The following is a 17,306-nucleotide window of genomic DNA, read 5'->3' on the forward strand; positions in this document are numbered from 1 at the left end:
ATCCGAAACCAATCAACAGGTTTCGGATTTTTACACATCAGCAGGATCGGTCAATGGATCCTTAACTGATCGGCATTAACCCGAGGGTGCTTTTTTACTATCTGAATGGCTTGCCTATCAGGCAGCGGCTTTCAGCTGTACGGCGGCGGCTTTCTTGTGATCGCCGATCGGCATCACGGTGCGGCCGAACTGCTCGTTGATCACGGTGGCCATGGCCAGGTAGATGGCGCTGGCGCCACAGATGATGCCTTCGAAACCGGCGATGGTGCCGATCAGGGTGCTGCCGGTGAAGTCACGGGCGGCCAGCAGGAAGAACAGCACGGTCAGGGAGGCGAACACGAACTGCTTGGCACGCGGGTAGTTAACAGTACCGACCAGCATGAACAGGGTGAAAACACCCCACAGCAGCAGGTACCAGCCCATGTAGGCGTGCGGGGTGGCTTCGGCCAGACCCATGGTCGGCATCACCAGCAGGAACACCAGGCTCAACCAGAAGAAACCGTAGGAGATAAAGGCGGTCACACCGAAGGTGTTGCCACGCTTGTACTCCATGATACCCGCGACGATCTGGGCCATACCGCCGTAGCACAGGCCCATGGCCAGGATCATGGCGCTGATGGGGAAGAAACCTGCGTTATGGATGTTCAGCAGGATGGTGGTCATACCGAAACCCATCAGACCCAGAGGGGCAGGGTTGGCCAATTTTTCGCTCACGTGGCGTTCTCCAAAAATAGAGGTGGGGGGTTAACAAAAGACGCGCGATTTTAGGCAGGCTGTGGCGCGCCCGCAAGGGGGCAAGGGGGATAAATCGTAAAAAAACTACGTAATTATTTGCATGAGAGGCTAAATGCTCACCAAGGCAGGCTGTTTGGTGAGCAAAAGGTGTCAAAATAGTTGAGGGGTTGTATTTTTATTACGCTTTTTACGCAGTGCGGTGGCGTTACTGATCCAGCGTCAGGATCACTTTGGCTTCCTTGTCCTCTTCCTTGACCTGGCTGTCGAGCACGAATAGCCGCTCCGGGGTGATCCCCTGGCGGTCGACCAGAAACTCCTTGGTATTTTGCGCCCGGCGCATGGCGAGATTGCGCAGGGATTTGGCGGTGATGAGCTGCTGATCCCGCAGCAGGATCACCGCCTGGGCCCGCAGTGCCGCGCTCTCTTCATCCAGATGGAGCCGATCGGCCAGATCTTCCAGATCTTCGCCAAAGCGCTCTTCGTAGGCCAGGGCCAGCGCCTCTTGCAGGGCGGGGTCCTGTTCCAGCAGGTCGAGATCCGCCTGATTGCCGGTCAGTTTGGCCAGTACCCGCTCCAGCTTTTGCCGTTGCAGGATGGGGCGCTCCTCGTTGAAGTTGACCTTGCCGCGGATGTTCATGCTGAGCTTGGGTCTCTCCTTGAGGGCTTGCGCCAGCTTGACCAGTTTCTCCTGCTGGGTGGGGGTGAGATCGGGATCCCCCGGCAGGAAGGGAAGTTCGTCGAGATCGTCGGTGCCATCGGCCAGCGAGGCGAGCAGGGAGAAGGGGGAGGTGATCGCCTTGCTCAGGGTGTTGCCCAGCACATCCCAGAAGATATTGCCGATGCTGAAGTCCGGTTGATCGAGATCCCCCTTCACCTTGAGGTTCATCTGTATTACCCCGTTGGCATCGCTCAGCAGGGCGATGGCCAGCCCCAGCGGCAAATCTTTGGCTTGCTCGCTCTTGATCTTCTCGCCCAGCTGCAGCTTCTTGATGGTGATGTCGTTATCCCCCTCCAGCCGATTGCCCTCCAGCTTGTAGTGCAGCTTCATGGAGAGCTGGCCCTTGTCGATGGCATAACCGGCATAGGTGCCCGAGTAGGGGGTAAAGGTGGTGAGCTCCAGATTGTGGAAGGCGACCGCGATGTCGAGGAGCGGGTTGGCAACCAGCAGGTTGGTACCGCCGCGGATGGTCACCGGCGCATAGCGATCCACCTTGCCGTTGAAGGCGAGATCGGAGCGTTGCCCCGGAATATTGCTGATATGACGGCTCTGGCCGCCCAGCGAGGCGATATCGGCCACGAAATCCTGACTCAGGCTGCGATCGGCAAAGCGCAGGTTGCCCTGCTCGGTGCGCAGCTGGTCGATGGTGAAACGAAAGTCGGGGCCCTTGCGGCCTGCAGCCGCTTGAGTGCTGTTGGTCGCAGCCGGTTGCGGCAACAGCAGCTGTTGCAGGTTGGTGGTGCCATCCTCGTGGATTTCGATGCGGGCGAAGGGTTTGTTCAGGGCAATCTCCTTGATCCGCATCTGCTGGCTGATGCCGTCATACGTCAGACCGGTGAGAGCCAGGGTGTTGAACTCCAGCAGCCGCTGATTGTCTGCCCGATCGACCACCTTGAGCCCGTTGACATCGAGCCCCCCTTGCAGGGTCAGCTTGCTCAGATCCCCCTGGGTTGTGGTGGCAAGATCGAGGCGGGTCTTGCTGCTCAGCCGCCCGTTTTGCACCTTGATGCGCACCAAATCAGCCAGATAGGGCTGCGCCAGCGTCAGGGGCAGCCCCTGCTGGTTGATGTCGCCGCTCAGGGCGAAAGGGGTCAGGGTCAGTTGGCCATCAAAGGTGAGGGGGCTGCTCTGGTTGAAGTGGGTGGCCAGAGTCAGTTTGCTCGGTTGCTCCCCCTTGCTGCCCAGTGGCCCCAGCGCCAGCTTGAGGCCGGAGAGCTGGCGTGCCAGCGGCTTGCCGCTGCTCGATTCGGTAAGGGTGAGATCGCCCTTGTCGATGGCGATCTGTTTGATTTGCCACTGCCAGGGTTTGTCTACCGTGTGTTTCTTGCCGCTACCGGCTGCCTTTGCTTGTTGTGTCGACTTGGGAGCCGCATTTTTGGCCACCTCGTTTGCGGCGTTGGCTCCTTTGACGGGTTTGGCGGGGGCCTGTTCAATCAGCAGATCCGCCAGATCCAGCTCTTGCTGTGCGTTGAGGGTGGCCTTGAGAATGGGTTGCTTTAGGCTCACCTTGCCGATCTGGAGTGACTGTTTCTGGCCATCGACCGCCAATTCGCTGAGGGCCAGCTGGCTGAAGCGGGCAAACTCGTCGCCCTTGTGTTTTTTAAGCTGCCAGTTGTCCAGCGTCAGCTTGCCTTTTGACAATTGCCACTGCACTTCTTGCTTGCCCTCTTTGAGCTGGTATTCCACCTCTGCATTGGCGTGGCCCTTGGCCAAATCCAGCTTGAGGTAGGGGGCCCAGAGTGGGGCGAAGGGTTTCAGCTCGACCTGCTTGAGGCTCACCTTGCCCTGACCCATGCCGCTCATCACATCAAGTTTGCCGTGAGCGGCGAGGCTGCTGTTGCCGTTGATGGCGGCGCTCAGCTGATAGGCGGTCGGGTGGTTTGCCTCTGTGCGCAGGTTATCGAGCTTAAGGGTCACTTTTTCCAGATTGAGGGGCGGCAGCCAGCCGGGTTCGCTCTCCTTGCGCTGATCCTGATAGCGCACATGGCCGTCAGTGACTGCGATGCTGGCAATATCGACCAGCAGCGGGGCGCTCGTTGTCTCGGGCTTGGGGGAGGGCGCAGGGGTGAGCAGGGTCGCCAGCGCATCGGTCAGATTGAGTCGAACGTCCCCTTTTTTGTCGGCCAGCCGTTGCAGCAGCACCACGGGTTTGGTCAGGGTGACGGCGGACAGCACGACCCCTTTCTGCTGCCAACTGGCTTGCAGGTCGGGGCTGATAAAGAGCTGCTCAAAACGGATGATGGGCTGCTGTTTGGCATCGAGCAGAGCAGTCGCGCCGAGGGTGAGAGATGGGTTTCTCAGTCCTACGTCAATCTCCCCCAGCGTCAGCTGCAGGCCGTAGTGCTCAGCCAGCCAGCCGGGCAGATAGCGCTGGATCAGGCGAGGGGTCTGCCACAGTAGCAGGGTGATCAGGATAAGAAGCAGCAGGAAAGCGTAGGCAAGGTAGCGCAGCAAGCGGGGCTTGGGGGACGCGGGCTCGGTGGTGTTCATTTGGTGCACTCCCATTTGGTTCCCGCCATGGTACAGAAAAGCTGGATAGTAATCATGGGGTTGCGTGCTGTTGTACGCCGTACTTTGTCCAAAGGCGATCCAGTTCACCCTTTTGTTGCAGCGCTGCCAGCCACTGTTCCAGCTGGGCAGGGGTAATGGGGGCCGCGGGGTGGAGAATCGCGCGGTGCTGATAATGCTGATCCCATTTTTGCGAGATCAGCAGCTGTTCAGCGGTGCCGGGATGGGCCAGCAGATACTGGTTAAGGTAAGAGACGTTGATAATGGCCACCTCACCGCGCCCTTTGAGCAGGGCTTGCAGGGCACTGATGTTGTCCTTGACCAGGGTGATATTGAGCTTGCGCTGCAGGTAGACGGGATCGGCATTGAACTGGCCGACGCCGTAGTGGTAGCCGGTCACCCCGATAAGGTGGTGCTGGGAGGGGTCATCGAAAAAGCGTTGATCCCGGCCCGCTTTGTTCAGGGCCACATAGACTTCGCCACCGCCGAGAAAGGGGGCTGTCATCTTCAACTTGTCGGTTTGCCAGCCCCATTTGCTGTCTTCAAACAGCATCAGCGAGAAGCGGCCCAGATCGAGCGCCTTGTAGCGATTGGCGGCCGAGGTGGGCACAAAGATAAATTTCACCTCCTGCTGGATCTCGTTGAGCTGGTCGATGAGATCCAGGGTCAGCCCTTCATAGTGGGAATCGGAGATCTTGACCACGAAGGGGGCATAGGGGTATCCGCCAACCTTGATGAGGGGATGGCTCCAGCCAGACAGGCTGAACAAGAGCAAAAACCAGCACCAATATCTCATGGGATCCCCAGGGCAATAGCTTGTTCCCAGATTCGGTTAATCTGCGCCGCTTTTCAAGCTGTTAAGGGAATTAACACAGCGCTGTTCCGCCGCCTCCAGCTCGGTCATCACCATCTGGATATCTTCCAGTTGCTGGAGCAGGGCGCCGCGCTTTTCCTCGATGAGCTGGATCATGGAGTGGAGCTGGGTTTTGCTCGAGCGGTCGGTGTCATACATCTCGAACAGCTCGCGGATCTCCGCCAGGCTAAACCCCAACCGTTTGCCGCGCAGGGTCAACTTGAGCCTGATCTTGTCCCGGTGGTTGTAGATGCGGGTTTGCCCCTCCCGCAGCGGGGTGAGTAGCCCCTCGTCCTCGTAGTAGCGAATAGTGCGCGGCGTGACATCGAACTCGTGGGCCAATTCCGAAATGCTGTAGGTGATCTCCTTGCCGGGCAGGGAACGGGACATGGTCATGACTCCTGTGGGTGGGCAAGTGTCTGGCAGAGGCGGGCACGCAGCCGCTGGGCATTGGCGTGCAGGGCCTGACCGACCCGCGAGCCGTTGGGGCGACCGAGCTGCTCGCTGACCCACTGGCCGGTGGCCGCCAGTTTGTCGAGATCCACCCCCGTCGTCATGCCAAGGCCATGCAGCAGGTAGACCACCTCCTCTGACGCCACATTGCCTGAGGCGCCCGGCGCATAGGGGCAGCCGCCAAGGCCCGCCACCGAGCAGTCGATGGTGCGAATACCGCGCTCCAGCGCGGGCAGCAGGTTGGCCAACCCCTGGCCGTAGGTGTCGTGAAAATGGACCGCGAGCCGCCCCGCCGGGATCTCGTGCAGTACAGCATCCAGCATGGGCGCCACCGTGCCCGGAGTGCCGACGCCGATGGTGTCCCCCAGCGAAATTTCGTGGCAGCCGAGATCCAGCAGTTGCTCGGCCATGGCGGCGACCCGTTTCGGGCGGGTTGGGCCATCGAACGGGCAGGCGATGACGGTGGAGAGGTAACCGCGCACCTTGATGCCGAGGCTGCGCGCCTCCTGTACCAGCGGGGCGAAGCGCACCAGCGACTCCTCCACGCTGATGCCGATATTGGCGCGGGTAAAACCGTCGGAGCAGGCGGTGAAGAGACCAATCTCGTCGGCGCGGGCGGCGATGGCGGCCTGCAAGCCTTGCAAATTGGGCACCAGTGCGCCGTAACGGGTTGGCCCCTTACGCGGTAGCGCCTGAAAAATAGCGGCGGAGTCTGCCATCTGTGGCACCTTTTTGGCAGAGACAAAGGCGCCGACCTCGATGCGTTGCAGGCCGCTGTCGGCCAGTCGCTGGATCAGCTCCAGCCGCTGGATCAGTGCCAGCGGGCTGGCTTCATTTTGCAGGCCATCGCGCGGCCCCATCTCCACCAGACTGACCCTGTCGTCACGGACGTCCTGTGATCGGTTCATGGGTGATCCTCCTGTATGGCTATCTCTTCGGCAAAGCGTACCAGCACGGCCCCCTGGCTCACCTGCTCGCCCTGCTTGCACTGCAGGGCCTCAATTACCCCGTCTCGCTCTGCGCGCAACTGGTGCTCCATCTTCATCGCTTCCAGCACCAGCAGGGGTTGCCCCTTACTGACCGTTTGGCCGGGTTCGACCATTACGGCCACCACGATGCCGTGCATGGGAGCGATGGCACCCTGCGCCTTCTCGTTTGCCTGATCATGGTAGTGACTGTGCTGCTGATCATCGGCTGCGAAACGGATGCGCTGGCCCGCCAGGGTCATGATGAAGGTTGCCTCCGAGCCTGCGACCGTCTGAATGGGGATCTGCTGCCAGCAGCCACCCTGTTGCAGCCGGATATGGTCATCGCCTTTTTGGTAGCAACGGGTTTCCCCTTGCCACTCAAACTGGCCTTCACGATCGTGAAGGGTCAGCACCCGGCGCTCATCGCCGATGCGCACCGCCACTGTCCAGCAGCGATCCGGCCCTAGCCGAAACCCGCAGGCATGCTGCCAGGGGGAGGTGCCGGCAGGGCGGCTCGCCAGCCAGAGGGTGGCCAGCGGCCAGGCGAGTTCAGGAATGGGCTGCGCTGTGGTGGGGATGGGCCACTGGGTATGGTGGCGCATGGCCAATACCTCGGGCTCTTCACACAGCCGCAGCAACAGCGGGCCGTTGTGCACCAGCGGGCCGAGATCCAGCGCCGCCAGCGCATCGGCCAGTTGGGCGAACGCCTCGGCGCGGCTCTGGCCGTGGGCGATCAGCTTGGCGATCATGGGATCGTAATAGGGGCTGACCTCATCGCCAGCGGTGACGCCGGTGTCGATGCGCACGCCATCCGGCCAGTGCAGCCAGTGGATGGGCCCGCTGGCGGGCAGAAAACCGGCCGCTACATCCTCGGCGTAGAGGCGCGCCTCCACCGCGTGGCCGCGCAGCACAACTTGCTCTTGGGTGAGTGGCAGTGGCTTGCCTTCGGCCACCGCTAGTTGCCAGGCCACCAGATCCTGTCCGGTCACCGCTTCGGTGACGGGATGCTCTACCTGCAGCCGGGTGTTCATCTCCATAAAGAAGAACTCATCCTTGCAGAGCAGGAACTCGATGGTGCCCGCCCCCTGATAGTGGATGGCCTTGGCAGCGGCCACGGCTGCATCCCCCATGGCGCGGCGCAGAGCCGGAGGAATGTTGGGGGCGGGCGCCTCTTCAATCACCTTCTGGTGGCGTCGCTGCAAGGAGCAGTCCCTGTCCCCCAGATAGATGGCGTTGCCGAGGCTATCGGCAAACACCTGCACCTCAACATGGCGAGCCTGGGGCAGATAGCGCTCCAGCAGCACCCGATCGTCGCCAAAGGCGGCCGTGGCCTCCCGTTTGACTGCTGCCAGTGACTCGTCAAAGTCAGCCAGCTGGTCGACCCGGCGCATCCCCTTGCCACCACCGCCACTGGCGGCCTTGATAAGTAGCGGGAAACCAATCTGGCTCGCCTGATCGCGCAAAAAGTCCGGCCGCTGATCCGTGCCGTGATAGCCGGGAAGCACAGGTACACCGGCCGCCTGCATCAGCGCCTTGGCCCCCGATTTGTCGCCCATGGCGAGAATGGCGGCACCGTTTGGGCCGACAAAGCGCAGGCCGCGCTGTTCGCAGGCGGTGGCAAAGTCGCTGTTTTCCGACAGAAAACCGTAACCGGGATGGATGGCATCGGCGCGCGCCTCTTTGGCAATCTTCAGCACCTTGCCGGTGTCGAGATAGCTCTCTCTGGCCGGTGCGGGCCCCAGATGCCAGGCCTCATCGGCCAGACGGGTGTGCATGGCATGGGCGTCGGCATCGGAGTAGAGGGCGATGGTGTGGATGCCGAGGCGTTTCGCCGTCTTGATGATGCGCACGGCGATTTCGCCGCGGTTAGCGATCAGCAGGCGCTTAATCGGAGTGTGATGAGTCATTGTGGCTCCCTGTTGTTCAAGGCGCACAAGTGCAAAACGTGTTGATCCGCACTCCGGTTATATTCGCCGTGGTTGGCGATCAGCAGACCTTTAATCGGGGTGTGATGGGTCATGTCTCATCCTTGAAACGGGGACGCCAGGCGGGAGGGCGTTTGTCGAAGAAGGCTTGCATCCCCTCCTGGGCTTCGAGTCCCACCCGAACCCGGGCGATGGTCTCGACAGTTTTCTCTTCGTGCAGGCGGGAAGGGTGGGCCTCTATGGCCGCCAGCAGCCGTTTGGTCTCTTTCATCGCCTCCGGCCCGTTGCGGCACAGACGCAGGGCTTGCGCCCGTCCCTCCGCCAGCAGTTGATCCGGTTTGCAGAGTTGATGCGCCACATTGAGCCGACAGGCGGTGATGGCATCGAACGGCTCGGCACTGAGCATGTAGCGGCGCGCCTGACGCATCCCCATGGTGCGTACCACGTAGGGGCTGATCACCGCAGGCACCAGGCCCAGGCTCACCTCGGAGAGACAGAAGCGGGCATCGTCGCTGGCCAGCACCAGATCGCAGGCACAGATCAGCCCCAGCGCTCCGCCATAGGCGGCCCCTTGCACCAGCGCCAGCGTGGGGAAGGGGAGCTCGTCGAGGGTCTGCATCAGCCGCGCCAGTACTCGGGCGTCTTCGCGATTGTGCTCGAAATCGGCGTGGGCCAGATTGCGCATCCAGTTGAGATCGGCGCCCGCGCAAAAGTGTTTGCCCTCGGCCCGCAGCAGCAGGGCGTGAGGGCGTTCGGCGAGATCATGACCATGGAGATGGGCCAGATCATCGAGGCAGTCGAGCAGCCCCAGCATCAGCTCGGCATCAAAGGCGTTGTGGCGGGCCGGGCGCGACAGCACCAGCTCGGCCAGCGGGCCATGCCGTTCCAGCCGAAACGGGCCCTGTGTTGAAGAGCCAAGTGCTGAGGAAGTAAGTGGATCTGACATAGGTTGCTCCTTACATCCGGAAGATGCCGTACTGCTCGGGTTCAATGTGGGCACCCTGACAGGCAGCCAGTGCCAACGCCAGCACGGTGCGGCTCTGGGCCGGGTCGATGACGCCGTCATCCCACAGCCGTGCGCTGGCGTAGTAGGGGTGACCCTGGCGCTCATACTGCTCGATCACCGGGGCGCGGATGGCGGCGGCCTCCTGCTCGCTTAAGTCTTTGCCCTCGGCTGCCAGTTTGTCCCGACGCACCTGCACCAGCACCCCGGCAGCTTGCTCGCCCCCCATGACAGAGATGCGGCTGTTAGGCCAGCTAAAGAGAAAGTCGGGTTCATAGGCGCGGCCACACATCCCGTAGTTGCCAGCGCCAAAGCTGCCGCCGACGATGATCGTTACCTTGGGCACCCGGCTGCAGGCCACCGCTGTGACCAGCTTGGCGCCGTGCTTGGCGATCCCCTCCTTTTCTGCGCTACTCCCCACCATAAAACCAGTGATGTTCTGCAAGAAGATCAGCGGAATGGCGCGGCGGTTACAGAGCTGGATAAAGTGGGCTCCCTTCTGGGCGCTGTCGCTGTGCAGCACGCCGTTGTTGGCGAGGATCCCCACTTCCATGCCGCAAATGCGGGCAAAGCCGGTCACCAGTGTAGTGCCGAACAGCGCCTTGAATTCGTCAAAGTCAGAGCCATCCACCAGTCGGGCGATCAGCTCGCGCGCGTCGTAAGGGCGTTTGAGACTGGTGCCCACCAGACCGTAGAGCTCCTCTATCGGGTAGCAGGGGGGCTCGTAGCCGGGGCTACTCTCTAACGGCTCGTTACCCAGATGAGTAACCAGCGTGCGGGCGATGGCCAGCGCATGGGCATCGTCACGGGCCATATGATCCGCCACCCCAGAGTGGGCGCAGTGTACCTCGGCGCCGCCCAGGGCCTCGGCGCTGATCTCCTCACCGGTGGCAGCTTTGACCAGCGGCGGACCCGCCAGAAAGATGGTGGCTTGCTCCCTGACCATGATCGACTCGTCCGCCATGGCGGGCACGTAGGCGCCGCCTGCGGTACAGAGCCCCATCACCACCGCCAGCTGGGGGATGTTTTGGGCCGACATGCGGGCCTGGTTGTAGAAGATGCGGCCAAAGTGCTCCCGGTCGGGGAACACCTCATCCTGCATCGGCAGAAAGGCGCCGCCGGAATCCACCAGATAGAGGCAGGGGAGGCGCAACCGCTCGGCAATGGCCTGGGCGCGCAGGTGCTTTTTCACCGTGAGCGGGTAGTAGGTACCCCCTTTCACGGTGGCATCATTCACCACCAGCATGCAGAGCCTGCCAGAGACCCGCCCGATGCCGGTGATGATGCCGGCGGCGGGCACCGGCTCGTCATAGACCTGCCAGCCAGCCAGCGCCGACAGTTCGAGAAACGGGGAGCCCGGGTCCAGCAGCTGATTGATGCGCTCGCGGGGCAGCAGCTTGCCGCGGGCCTGATGGCGGGCGTTGTTGGCCGCGCCACCCCCTTGCGCGATCTCGGCAATGCGGGCATGGAGATCATCGACCAGCCCCTGCATGGCGGCCCGATTGGCCGCATATTCCGGGCTCGCCGTGTCGAGACGGGAGGGGATCCTGCTCATGCATTATCTCCCATCAGCTCGCGGCCGATGAGCCAGCGGCGGATCTCCGAGGTGCCGGCGCCGATCTCGTAGAGTTTGGCGTCCCGCAGCAGCCGACCGGTGGGGTATTCGTTGATGTAGCCGTTGCCGCCGAGCAGCTGGATGGCATCGAGCGCCATCTGGGTGGCGTTCTCGGCGGCAAACAGGATGGCGGCGGCGCAATCCTTGCGGCTGGTATGGCCCTGATCGCAGGCGCTCGCCACCGAGTAGACCAGCGCCCGGCTGCTGGCCAGACGGGTATACATGTCGGCGAGCTTGCCCTGCACCAGCTGGAACTCGCCGATGGCCTGGCCGAACTGCTTGCGCTCACGCACATAAGGCAGCACCACATCCATGCAGGCCTGCATGATGCCAAGGGGGCCGGCCGCCAGCACCACCCGTTCGTAATCGAGCCCGCTCATCAGCACCTTGACCCCGCCGTGCAAGGGGCCCAGCAGGTTTTCCTGCGGCACCCGGCAGTTGTCGAACACCAGCTCGCAGGTGCTGGAGCCGCGCATCCCCAGCTTGTCGAGCTTCTGGGCGGTGGTGAAACCGGGAGTGCCTGCCTCGACGATAAAGGCGGAAATCCCTTTGGGACCGGCGGCGGGATCGGTCTTGGCATAGATGACGAAGGTGTCGGCATCCGGGCCGTTGGTGATCCACATCTTGTTGCCGTTGAGCACAAAGTGATCCCCCTCGCGCATGGCAGTCAGGCGCATGCTGACCACGTCAGAGCCCGCGCCCGGCTCGCTCATGGCCAGCGCCCCCACATGCTCGCCGCTCACCAGCGGGGGCAGGTAGCGCGCTTTCTGCTCCGGCGTGCCGTGGCGGTGGATCTGGTTGATGCAGAGGTTGGAGTGGGCGCCGTAGGAGAGGCCGACCGAGGCGCTGGCGCGGCTCACCTGCTCCATCACCAGCACATGGGCCAGATAGCCGAGGTTCACCCCGTCATACTCCTCCGCCACTGTGATGCCGTGCAGCCCCAGCTCACCCATCCGGGGCCAGAGATCGCGTGGGAAGGCGTTGCTCTGATCGATCTCGCTGGCGCGCGGGGCGATCACTTTCTGGCAGAAGGCCGCAACCTGTTCGGTCAGGGCATTCAGGGTCTCATCCATCTGCATCCATGCTCTCCTTGCGGATATGACAGTCGGGTAGGAAGGTTGGTTCGACCGGCTGACTCGGCGTTACGGCTGGCAGTGGTCGGTCCATTTTTGTACTTCACTTCTGCCTTAAGTTTACGTTAGCGTAAACGTAAATCAATTGTTAATCTATTGTGTGTCGATAGAGAGGTGGTAGTGAGAGCGTCATCAGCTACCACGACAACAGCGCCATAGTGGCAGATCCGAATGACCAGTGTGTGGGCGCCGCGTCATAAAGCGCTAACGCGGGAAAATAAGCGCGGGACAACCAGCGCGGGGCAACAAGGGAGCGAACGACAAGATGGATTTTACCCTGACCGATGATCAACAGGCGTATGTGGAGGCGGCCGCCGCCTTTGCCGATGAGGCGCTCAAACCCCATGCCGCGCGCTGGGATAAAGAACACGAGTTTCCGATTTCGACCATCAAGCAGGCGGCCAAACTCGGTTTTTGCGGTCTCTATACCCCGGAGCAGTTTGGCGGATTGGAGCTGCCGCGCCTCGATGCGAGCCTCATCTTCGAGCGCCTCGCTATGGGCTGTACCTCGACCACGGCGTATCTGACCATCCACAACATGGTGAGCTGGATGCTGGGCAGCTGGTTGCCCGGGGAGGTCGCCGGGGAGTGGGTTCCGAAACTGGCCAGCGGCGAATTGCTGGGCTCCTATTGCCTCACCGAGCCGGGTGCGGGCTCCGATGCCGCAGCCCTCAAGACCCGGGCGGTGCGTGAGGGCGACAATTATCTTGTCGAGGGGACCAAGGTCTTTATCTCGGGGGCGGGCAGCACCGATGTGCTGGTGGTGATGGCCCGAACCGGTGGTGAGGGGGCGAGTGGGATCTCCGCCTTTATGGTGCCGGCCGACAGCGCGGGCATCGTCTATGGCAAGGCCGAAGAGAAGCTGGGCTGGAACAGCCAGCCGACCCGGGAAGTGGCGTTTAATGGGGTGCGAATTCCCGCCAGCTACCGACTGGGTGAGGAGGGGGAAGGGTTCAAGTTCGCCATGCAGGCCCTCGATGGGGGGCGCATCAATATCGCCACCTGTTCGGTGGGCACCGCCCAGCAGGCGCTGGATGATGCGCTGGCCTATGTGCAGCAGCGCCAGCAATTTGGTCGCCCGATCAGCGAATTCCAGAGTGTGCAGTTTCGCCTGGCCGACATGGCGACCGAGCTGGCGGCTGCCCGTTTGCTGGTGCGTCAGGCTGCCGACAAGCTGGATCGCGGGGCACCGGACAAGAGTGCCTGGTGCGCCATGGCCAAGCGTTTTGCCACCGATGTGGGTTATCGAGTCTGCGATGAGGCTCTGCAACTCTTTGGCGGCTATGGTTATATCCGCGAGTATCCGCTCGAGCGCTATCTGCGCGATACCCGGGTACACCGCATTCTGGAGGGCACCAACGAGGTGATGCGACTCATCATCGCGCGCCGCCTGCTGGCCGACCCCGGCTTGTCGCTGGGCTAACCGGTGGTCGCACCAAGGGTGTGTCGCCTGCCATCCGATTTGTGCCATGTCTGCCGGTTTCGGCTTTGTGAGCCAGCCACAGGTTGGTGTCATTCAAGCCTGTCATCATGGCGGCAGCTTCATCGACAAGGACAATGTTATGACAAGGATCAGACTCGAATATCATGGCCACGTTGCCTATATCACCCTCGACCATCCCCCTGCCAACACCTGGACCCTCGCCAGCCTGCAGGCTTTTTTGCAGATGATGGTGGAGCTCGACAGCCGCCCCGACGTGGTGGCGCTGGTGATCCGCGGCGCGGGCGACAAATTTTTCTGCGCCGGTGCTGACCTCAATATGTTTGTCGAGGGGGATGTCGAGCGGGCTCGTCAGGTGGTCGACGCCTTTGGCAAGGCCTTCGAGGCGCTGACCCGTTTTCACGGGGTCAGCATCGCCGCCATCAATGGCTATGCCATGGGGGGCGGGCTGGAAGTGGCACTGGCCTGTGATATCCGCATCGCCGAGCAGCAGGCGCTGCTGGGACTGCCGGAGGCATCGGTCGGTTTGCTCCCCTGTGCCGGTGGCACCCAGCTCCTGACCGAGCTGGTGGGGCCTGGCTGGGCCAAACGGATGATCCTCTGCGGCGAGAAGGTGAGTGCCTCGCTGGCCTATGAGATGGGGCTGGTGGAGGAGGTAGTGAAAACCGGTCAGGCATGGGAGGCGGCGCACCAGATGGCCCATCTGGTGGAGCGTCAGAGCCCGAGCGCCCTGCGCGCCTGCAAGACCCTGATCAATCAGGGCCGCAGCGGCCCGCGCGATGCGGCCCTGCCCCTTGAACAGGCGCTGTTTCTCGATCTCTTTACCGATGCCAACCAGCGTGAAGGGGTGGCCGCCTTTCTGGAGAAACGCTCACCACGCTGGCAATATGGCCCAACAGATTAAATCCATACGGAGCCGTTTATGAGTGAGCCGGTCAAGGTTAGCTGCCATCCCACTGAAGATGGCCATCAGATCGGGGTGTTGACCCTCGACAGCCCATCGTCTCTCAACGCATTGAGCCTGCCGATGATCCGGATCCTGCAGCAGACGCTGACCCGTTGGGAGCAGGATCCCGCCATCGTCTGTGTGCTGCTGCAGGGGGCGGGTGAGAAGGCGTTCTGTGCCGGTGGTGATATCCGTTCCTTCTATTACCGCAAGCAGGAGGCGAGCGAGGCGGAACTGTTTGGCTATGCCCGCGACTTTTTCGAGCAGGAGTACCGGCTCGACCACCACATCCACAGTTATCGCAAGCCCCTGATCTGCGTGGCGGACGGTATCTGCATGGGGGGCGGTATTGGCCTGTTTGCCGGTGCCGATTTTCGGGTGGTGACCGAAAGAAGCCTGTTCGCCATGCCGGAGGTAACCATAGGACTCTACCCCGATGTGGGGGCTAGCTGGTTTTTAAGCCGGATGCCGGGGCGACTGGGGCTCTGGCTTGGTCTGACTGGCGCCCGCTTCAATGGCGCAGATGCCCTTGGGGTGGGGCTGGCGGATCACGCCATCGCCAGTGGCGAGCGCAGTGCGCTGTTGTCACGCCTCACCGTGCTCGACTGGGCTGGCAGTGGTGATCCCCGTGAGCAGATCGATATGCTGCTCAGGGGATTGCATGGTGAGGTGGCGGCCCGCTTGCCTGCGCCTGTGCTGCTACCCCATCAACAGAAAATCGATGTCCTGCTGGCGGGGCGCACGTTGCAAGGGGTATTGGATCGGCTGTTCGAGGCTCAGTTCGATGAACATGAAGCTGTGCTCCAGCAGGCGCAGCAGATCTGCCGCACCGGCAGCCCCATCAGCCGCGCCATTTTGTGGCGCCAATATTGGCAGGCTCGTCGCCACTCCCTGGCTGAGGTATTTGCCGAGGAGCTGACCCTCTCGGTCAACTGCGTGCTCAAGGGCGATTTTGTGGAAGGGGTGCGAGCACGGCTGATCGACAAGGATAAAGATCCCCGCTGGCAGCAGCTACCACCGGAGGGGGAGTGGCTGGATGAGTTCTATCGCTGGCCGCAGGGAAGCAATCCGTTGGCCTGCAAGGAATAACAGGTTGGCAACCGGCGGACGCCGCCATCAGCAATGCAAGGAGCAAGCGGGATGACAAGGATAGGATTTATCGGGCTCGGCAACATGGGGGGCCCCATGGCGGCCAATCTGGCCAAGGCCGGGCATACGGTGCAGGTGTTTGATCTGGTTGCCGAAAACATTGATCGTGCCATTGCGGCTGGCTGCATCGCCGCGGGGGATGCCCGCGAGGCGGTGACCGGCTGCGAGGTGGTGATCAGCATGCTGCCTGCGGGGGAGCATGTGCGCAGCCTCTGGCTGGGCGAGAGCGCCGGTGAGCGAGGCGGGCAGGATCTGCTGGCGGCCCTGCTGGTTGGGGCACTGGTGATCGACTGCTCCACCATCGATGTCGATTCTGCCCGTCAGGTCGGGGAGGCGGCCCGCGCGCGCGGCTTGCGCTTTATCGATGCCCCCGTGTCGGGTGGTGTCGCTGGCGCGGCAGCCGGGACGCTCACCTTTATCGTCGGCGGCGACGCGGCGGATTTCGAGGCGGCAAAACCTCTGCTCGTCTGCATGGGGCAGAACCTGTTTCACGCCGGGGCGCTGGGATCGGGACAGATCGCCAAGATGTGCAACAACATGCTGCTCGCGATCCATATGGCGGGCACCGCCGAGGCGCTGGCGCTCGGGGTGAAGGAGGGACTGGATCCCGCCGTGCTCTCCACCATCATGGGCAAGAGCTCCGGCAACAACTGGAGTCTGGAGCGCTACAACCCCTGGCCCGGGGTGATGGAGAATGTGCCTGCCGCCCGTAACTATCAGGGGGGCTTTATGACCCGCCTGATGGTGAAAGATTTGGGGCTGGCCATGGCGCTGGCCGAGCATGGCCACAGTGCGGTGCCCATGGGGGCGCTGGCGCGCAACCTGTTCAACCTGCATGCCGCCCAGGGGCAGGGGAGTCGGGATTTCTCCAGCATTGTCGAACTCTATCTGGATAAACAGGATCCCGCCTGACGGGCCACCTCTCTTCAAGGCATCTCCCCTCGACCAGCTACAAGGAGCATTGATGGATATCAAAGATAAGGTCATCGTTATTACCGGCGCCGGACGCGGCTTGGGGCGAGCCATTGCGCTGGCCCTGGGCGCACAGGGGGCGACGCTGGCGCTGCTCGACATCAATCGCGCCGATCTGGAGGCGACCGCCGCCATGGTGCGCAGTCAGAATGATCAGTGCGATCAAGATAGCCAGTGCGAGCTGTGTGTCTGCAATGTGGCGAGCGAAGTCGAGGTTGAGTCAGTTTTTGCCGCCATTAAGGGGCGCTTTGGCGTGCTGCACGGCCTCATCAACTGCGCTGGCATTCTGCGCGATGGCATGCTGATCAAGGTGAAAGAGGGTGAGTTGGTGGAGAAGATGACGCTGGCCCAGTGGCAGAGCGTGATTGACGTCAACCTCACCGGAACTTTCCTCTGCGGTCGTGAAGGGGCGGCGCTGATGGCGCAAGGGGGGCAGGGGGGCGTTATCATCAACATCTCCTCCATCGCCCGCGCCGGCAATATCGGCCAGAGCAACTATGCCGCCAGCAAGGCGGGGGTTGCCTCGCTGGTGGTGACCTGGGCGCGGGAGCTGGCGCGCCACGGTATTCGGGTGATGGGGATCGCCCCCGGGGTGTTTGCCACCGACATGACGGCGGCGATGAAGCCGGAGGCGATGGCGCGGATGCAGCAGGCCATTCCGGTCGGCACCCTTGGCGAGGCGCAACAGCTGGCCGAGACGGTGAGCTTTATTCTTGCCAACGACTATCTGTCGGGACGGATGATAGAACTGGATGGCGGTTTGCGTTTATAGAGATTTACACCATGGGGCCCCGGTGTTTCCACCGGGGCTTTTTTATGGCGCTGTCCCAATTACGTGTTGAAAGGCTAATCTTGAAGTAGGCCATCACCTTGAGGTCTACCATCAT

General features: G+C 62.2%; 14 protein-coding genes. 5 read left to right on the plus strand and 9 right to left on the minus strand.

Annotated features, from left to right (window positions below):
* Positions 1-117: 117 nt before the first annotated feature.
* The 9 genes from BSP75_RS09440 to BSP75_RS09480 form a co-directional block, all read right to left on the minus strand.
* On the minus strand, positions 118-714 hold the full coding sequence (locus BSP75_RS09440; protein WP_042062716.1) for a GPR1/FUN34/YaaH family transporter: 597 nt from the start codon (positions 712-714) through the stop codon (positions 118-120).
* Positions 715-940: 226 nt separating this feature from the next.
* Complete coding sequence (locus BSP75_RS09445; protein ID WP_075112976.1) at positions 941-3,943, minus strand: DUF748 domain-containing protein; 3,003 nt, start codon at positions 3,941-3,943, stop codon at positions 941-943.
* Between the two features lie 52 nt (positions 3,944-3,995).
* A complete protein-coding gene (locus BSP75_RS09450; protein WP_075112977.1) occupies positions 3,996-4,757 on the minus strand; it encodes a transporter substrate-binding domain-containing protein in 762 nt (253 codons plus the stop codon).
* 36 nt (positions 4,758-4,793) lie between these two features.
* Positions 4,794-5,204 (minus strand): MerR family DNA-binding transcriptional regulator, encoded by a 411-nt coding sequence (locus BSP75_RS09455; RefSeq protein ID WP_075112978.1) that lies wholly within the window; start codon positions 5,202-5,204, stop codon positions 4,794-4,796.
* Positions 5,205-5,206: 2 nt separating this feature from the next.
* Complete coding sequence (locus tag BSP75_RS09460; RefSeq protein WP_075112979.1) at positions 5,207-6,175, minus strand: hydroxymethylglutaryl-CoA lyase; 969 nt, start codon at positions 6,173-6,175, stop codon at positions 5,207-5,209.
* Positions 6,172-8,142 (minus strand): biotin carboxylase N-terminal domain-containing protein, encoded by a 1,971-nt coding sequence (locus BSP75_RS09465; protein WP_075112980.1) that lies wholly within the window; start codon positions 8,140-8,142, stop codon positions 6,172-6,174. The genes BSP75_RS09460 and BSP75_RS09465 overlap by 4 nt, the downstream gene beginning before the upstream one ends.
* 109 nt (positions 8,143-8,251) lie before the next feature.
* On the minus strand, positions 8,252-9,106 hold the full coding sequence (locus BSP75_RS09470) for an enoyl-CoA hydratase-related protein (protein WP_075112981.1): 855 nt from the start codon (positions 9,104-9,106) through the stop codon (positions 8,252-8,254).
* A gap of 10 nt (positions 9,107-9,116) precedes the next feature.
* Positions 9,117-10,718, minus strand: a complete 1,602-nt coding sequence (locus tag BSP75_RS09475; RefSeq protein ID WP_075112982.1) for a carboxyl transferase domain-containing protein — start codon at positions 10,716-10,718, stop codon at positions 9,117-9,119.
* A complete protein-coding gene (locus tag BSP75_RS09480) occupies positions 10,715-11,857 on the minus strand; it encodes an isovaleryl-CoA dehydrogenase (protein WP_075112983.1) in 1,143 nt (380 codons plus the stop codon). Before BSP75_RS09480 ends, BSP75_RS09475 begins: the two co-directional genes overlap by 4 nt.
* A gap of 319 nt (positions 11,858-12,176) precedes the next feature.
* On the opposite strand from BSP75_RS09480, the gene BSP75_RS09485 reads away from it, so the two are divergent.
* The 5 genes from BSP75_RS09485 (at position 12,177) to BSP75_RS09505 (ending at position 17,191) form a co-directional block, all read left to right on the plus strand.
* Positions 12,177-13,334 (plus strand): acyl-CoA dehydrogenase family protein, encoded by a 1,158-nt coding sequence (locus BSP75_RS09485; protein ID WP_075112984.1) that lies wholly within the window; start codon positions 12,177-12,179, stop codon positions 13,332-13,334.
* 139 nt (positions 13,335-13,473) lie between these two features.
* Positions 13,474-14,256 carry an enoyl-CoA hydratase gene (locus BSP75_RS09490; protein ID WP_075112988.1) on the plus strand — a complete coding sequence of 261 codons (783 nt, stop codon included), beginning with the start codon at positions 13,474-13,476 and terminating at the stop codon, positions 14,254-14,256.
* An 18-nt stretch (positions 14,257-14,274) separates the two neighbouring features.
* A complete protein-coding gene (locus BSP75_RS09495) occupies positions 14,275-15,387 on the plus strand; it encodes an enoyl-CoA hydratase/isomerase family protein (RefSeq protein ID WP_075112985.1) in 1,113 nt (370 codons plus the stop codon).
* 51 nt (positions 15,388-15,438) lie between these two features.
* Positions 15,439-16,359 carry a 3-hydroxyisobutyrate dehydrogenase gene (mmsB, locus tag BSP75_RS09500; protein WP_075112986.1) on the plus strand — a complete coding sequence of 307 codons (921 nt, stop codon included), beginning with the start codon at positions 15,439-15,441 and terminating at the stop codon, positions 16,357-16,359.
* A gap of 52 nt (positions 16,360-16,411) precedes the next feature.
* The gene (locus BSP75_RS09505; protein WP_075112987.1) at positions 16,412-17,191 is read left to right on the plus strand and encodes an SDR family oxidoreductase; all 780 of its coding nucleotides are present in this window, start codon (positions 16,412-16,414) and stop codon (positions 17,189-17,191) included.
* Positions 17,192-17,306 lie beyond the last annotated feature (115 nt).

The organism is Aeromonas sp. YN13HZO-058 (genome assembly GCF_001921245.1).
GTDB lineage: Bacteria > Pseudomonadota > Gammaproteobacteria > Enterobacterales > Aeromonadaceae > Aeromonas > Aeromonas allosaccharophila.

Excerpts from the sequence above, each read along its gene's own strand:
- BSP75_RS09445 (WP_075112976.1), bottom strand. The coding sequence starts at position 3,943 with ATGAACACCACCGAGCCCGCGTCCCCCAAGCCCCGCTTGCTGCGCTAC.
- BSP75_RS09450 (WP_075112977.1), bottom strand. The coding sequence starts at position 4,757 with ATGAGATATTGGTGCTGGTTTTTGCTCTTGTTCAGCCTGTCTGGCTGG.
- BSP75_RS09455 (WP_075112978.1), bottom strand. The coding sequence starts at position 5,204 with ATGTCCCGTTCCCTGCCCGGCAAGGAGATCACCTACAGCATTTCGGAA.
- BSP75_RS09460 (WP_075112979.1), bottom strand. The coding sequence starts at position 6,175 with ATGAACCGATCACAGGACGTCCGTGACGACAGGGTCAGTCTGGTGGAG.
- BSP75_RS09465 (WP_075112980.1), bottom strand. The coding sequence starts at position 8,142 with ATGACTCATCACACTCCGATTAAGCGCCTGCTGATCGCTAACCGCGGC.
- BSP75_RS09470 (WP_075112981.1), bottom strand. The coding sequence starts at position 9,106 with ATGTCAGATCCACTTACTTCCTCAGCACTTGGCTCTTCAACACAGGGC.
- BSP75_RS09475 (WP_075112982.1), bottom strand. The coding sequence starts at position 10,718 with ATGAGCAGGATCCCCTCCCGTCTCGACACGGCGAGCCCGGAATATGCG.
- BSP75_RS09480 (WP_075112983.1), bottom strand. The coding sequence starts at position 11,857 with ATGCAGATGGATGAGACCCTGAATGCCCTGACCGAACAGGTTGCGGCC.
- BSP75_RS09485 (WP_075112984.1), top strand. The coding sequence starts at position 12,177 with ATGGATTTTACCCTGACCGATGATCAACAGGCGTATGTGGAGGCGGCC.
- BSP75_RS09490 (WP_075112988.1), top strand. The coding sequence starts at position 13,474 with ATGACAAGGATCAGACTCGAATATCATGGCCACGTTGCCTATATCACC.
- BSP75_RS09495 (WP_075112985.1), top strand. The coding sequence starts at position 14,275 with ATGAGTGAGCCGGTCAAGGTTAGCTGCCATCCCACTGAAGATGGCCAT.
- mmsB (WP_075112986.1), top strand. The coding sequence starts at position 15,439 with ATGACAAGGATAGGATTTATCGGGCTCGGCAACATGGGGGGCCCCATG.
- BSP75_RS09505 (WP_075112987.1), top strand. The coding sequence starts at position 16,412 with ATGGATATCAAAGATAAGGTCATCGTTATTACCGGCGCCGGACGCGGC.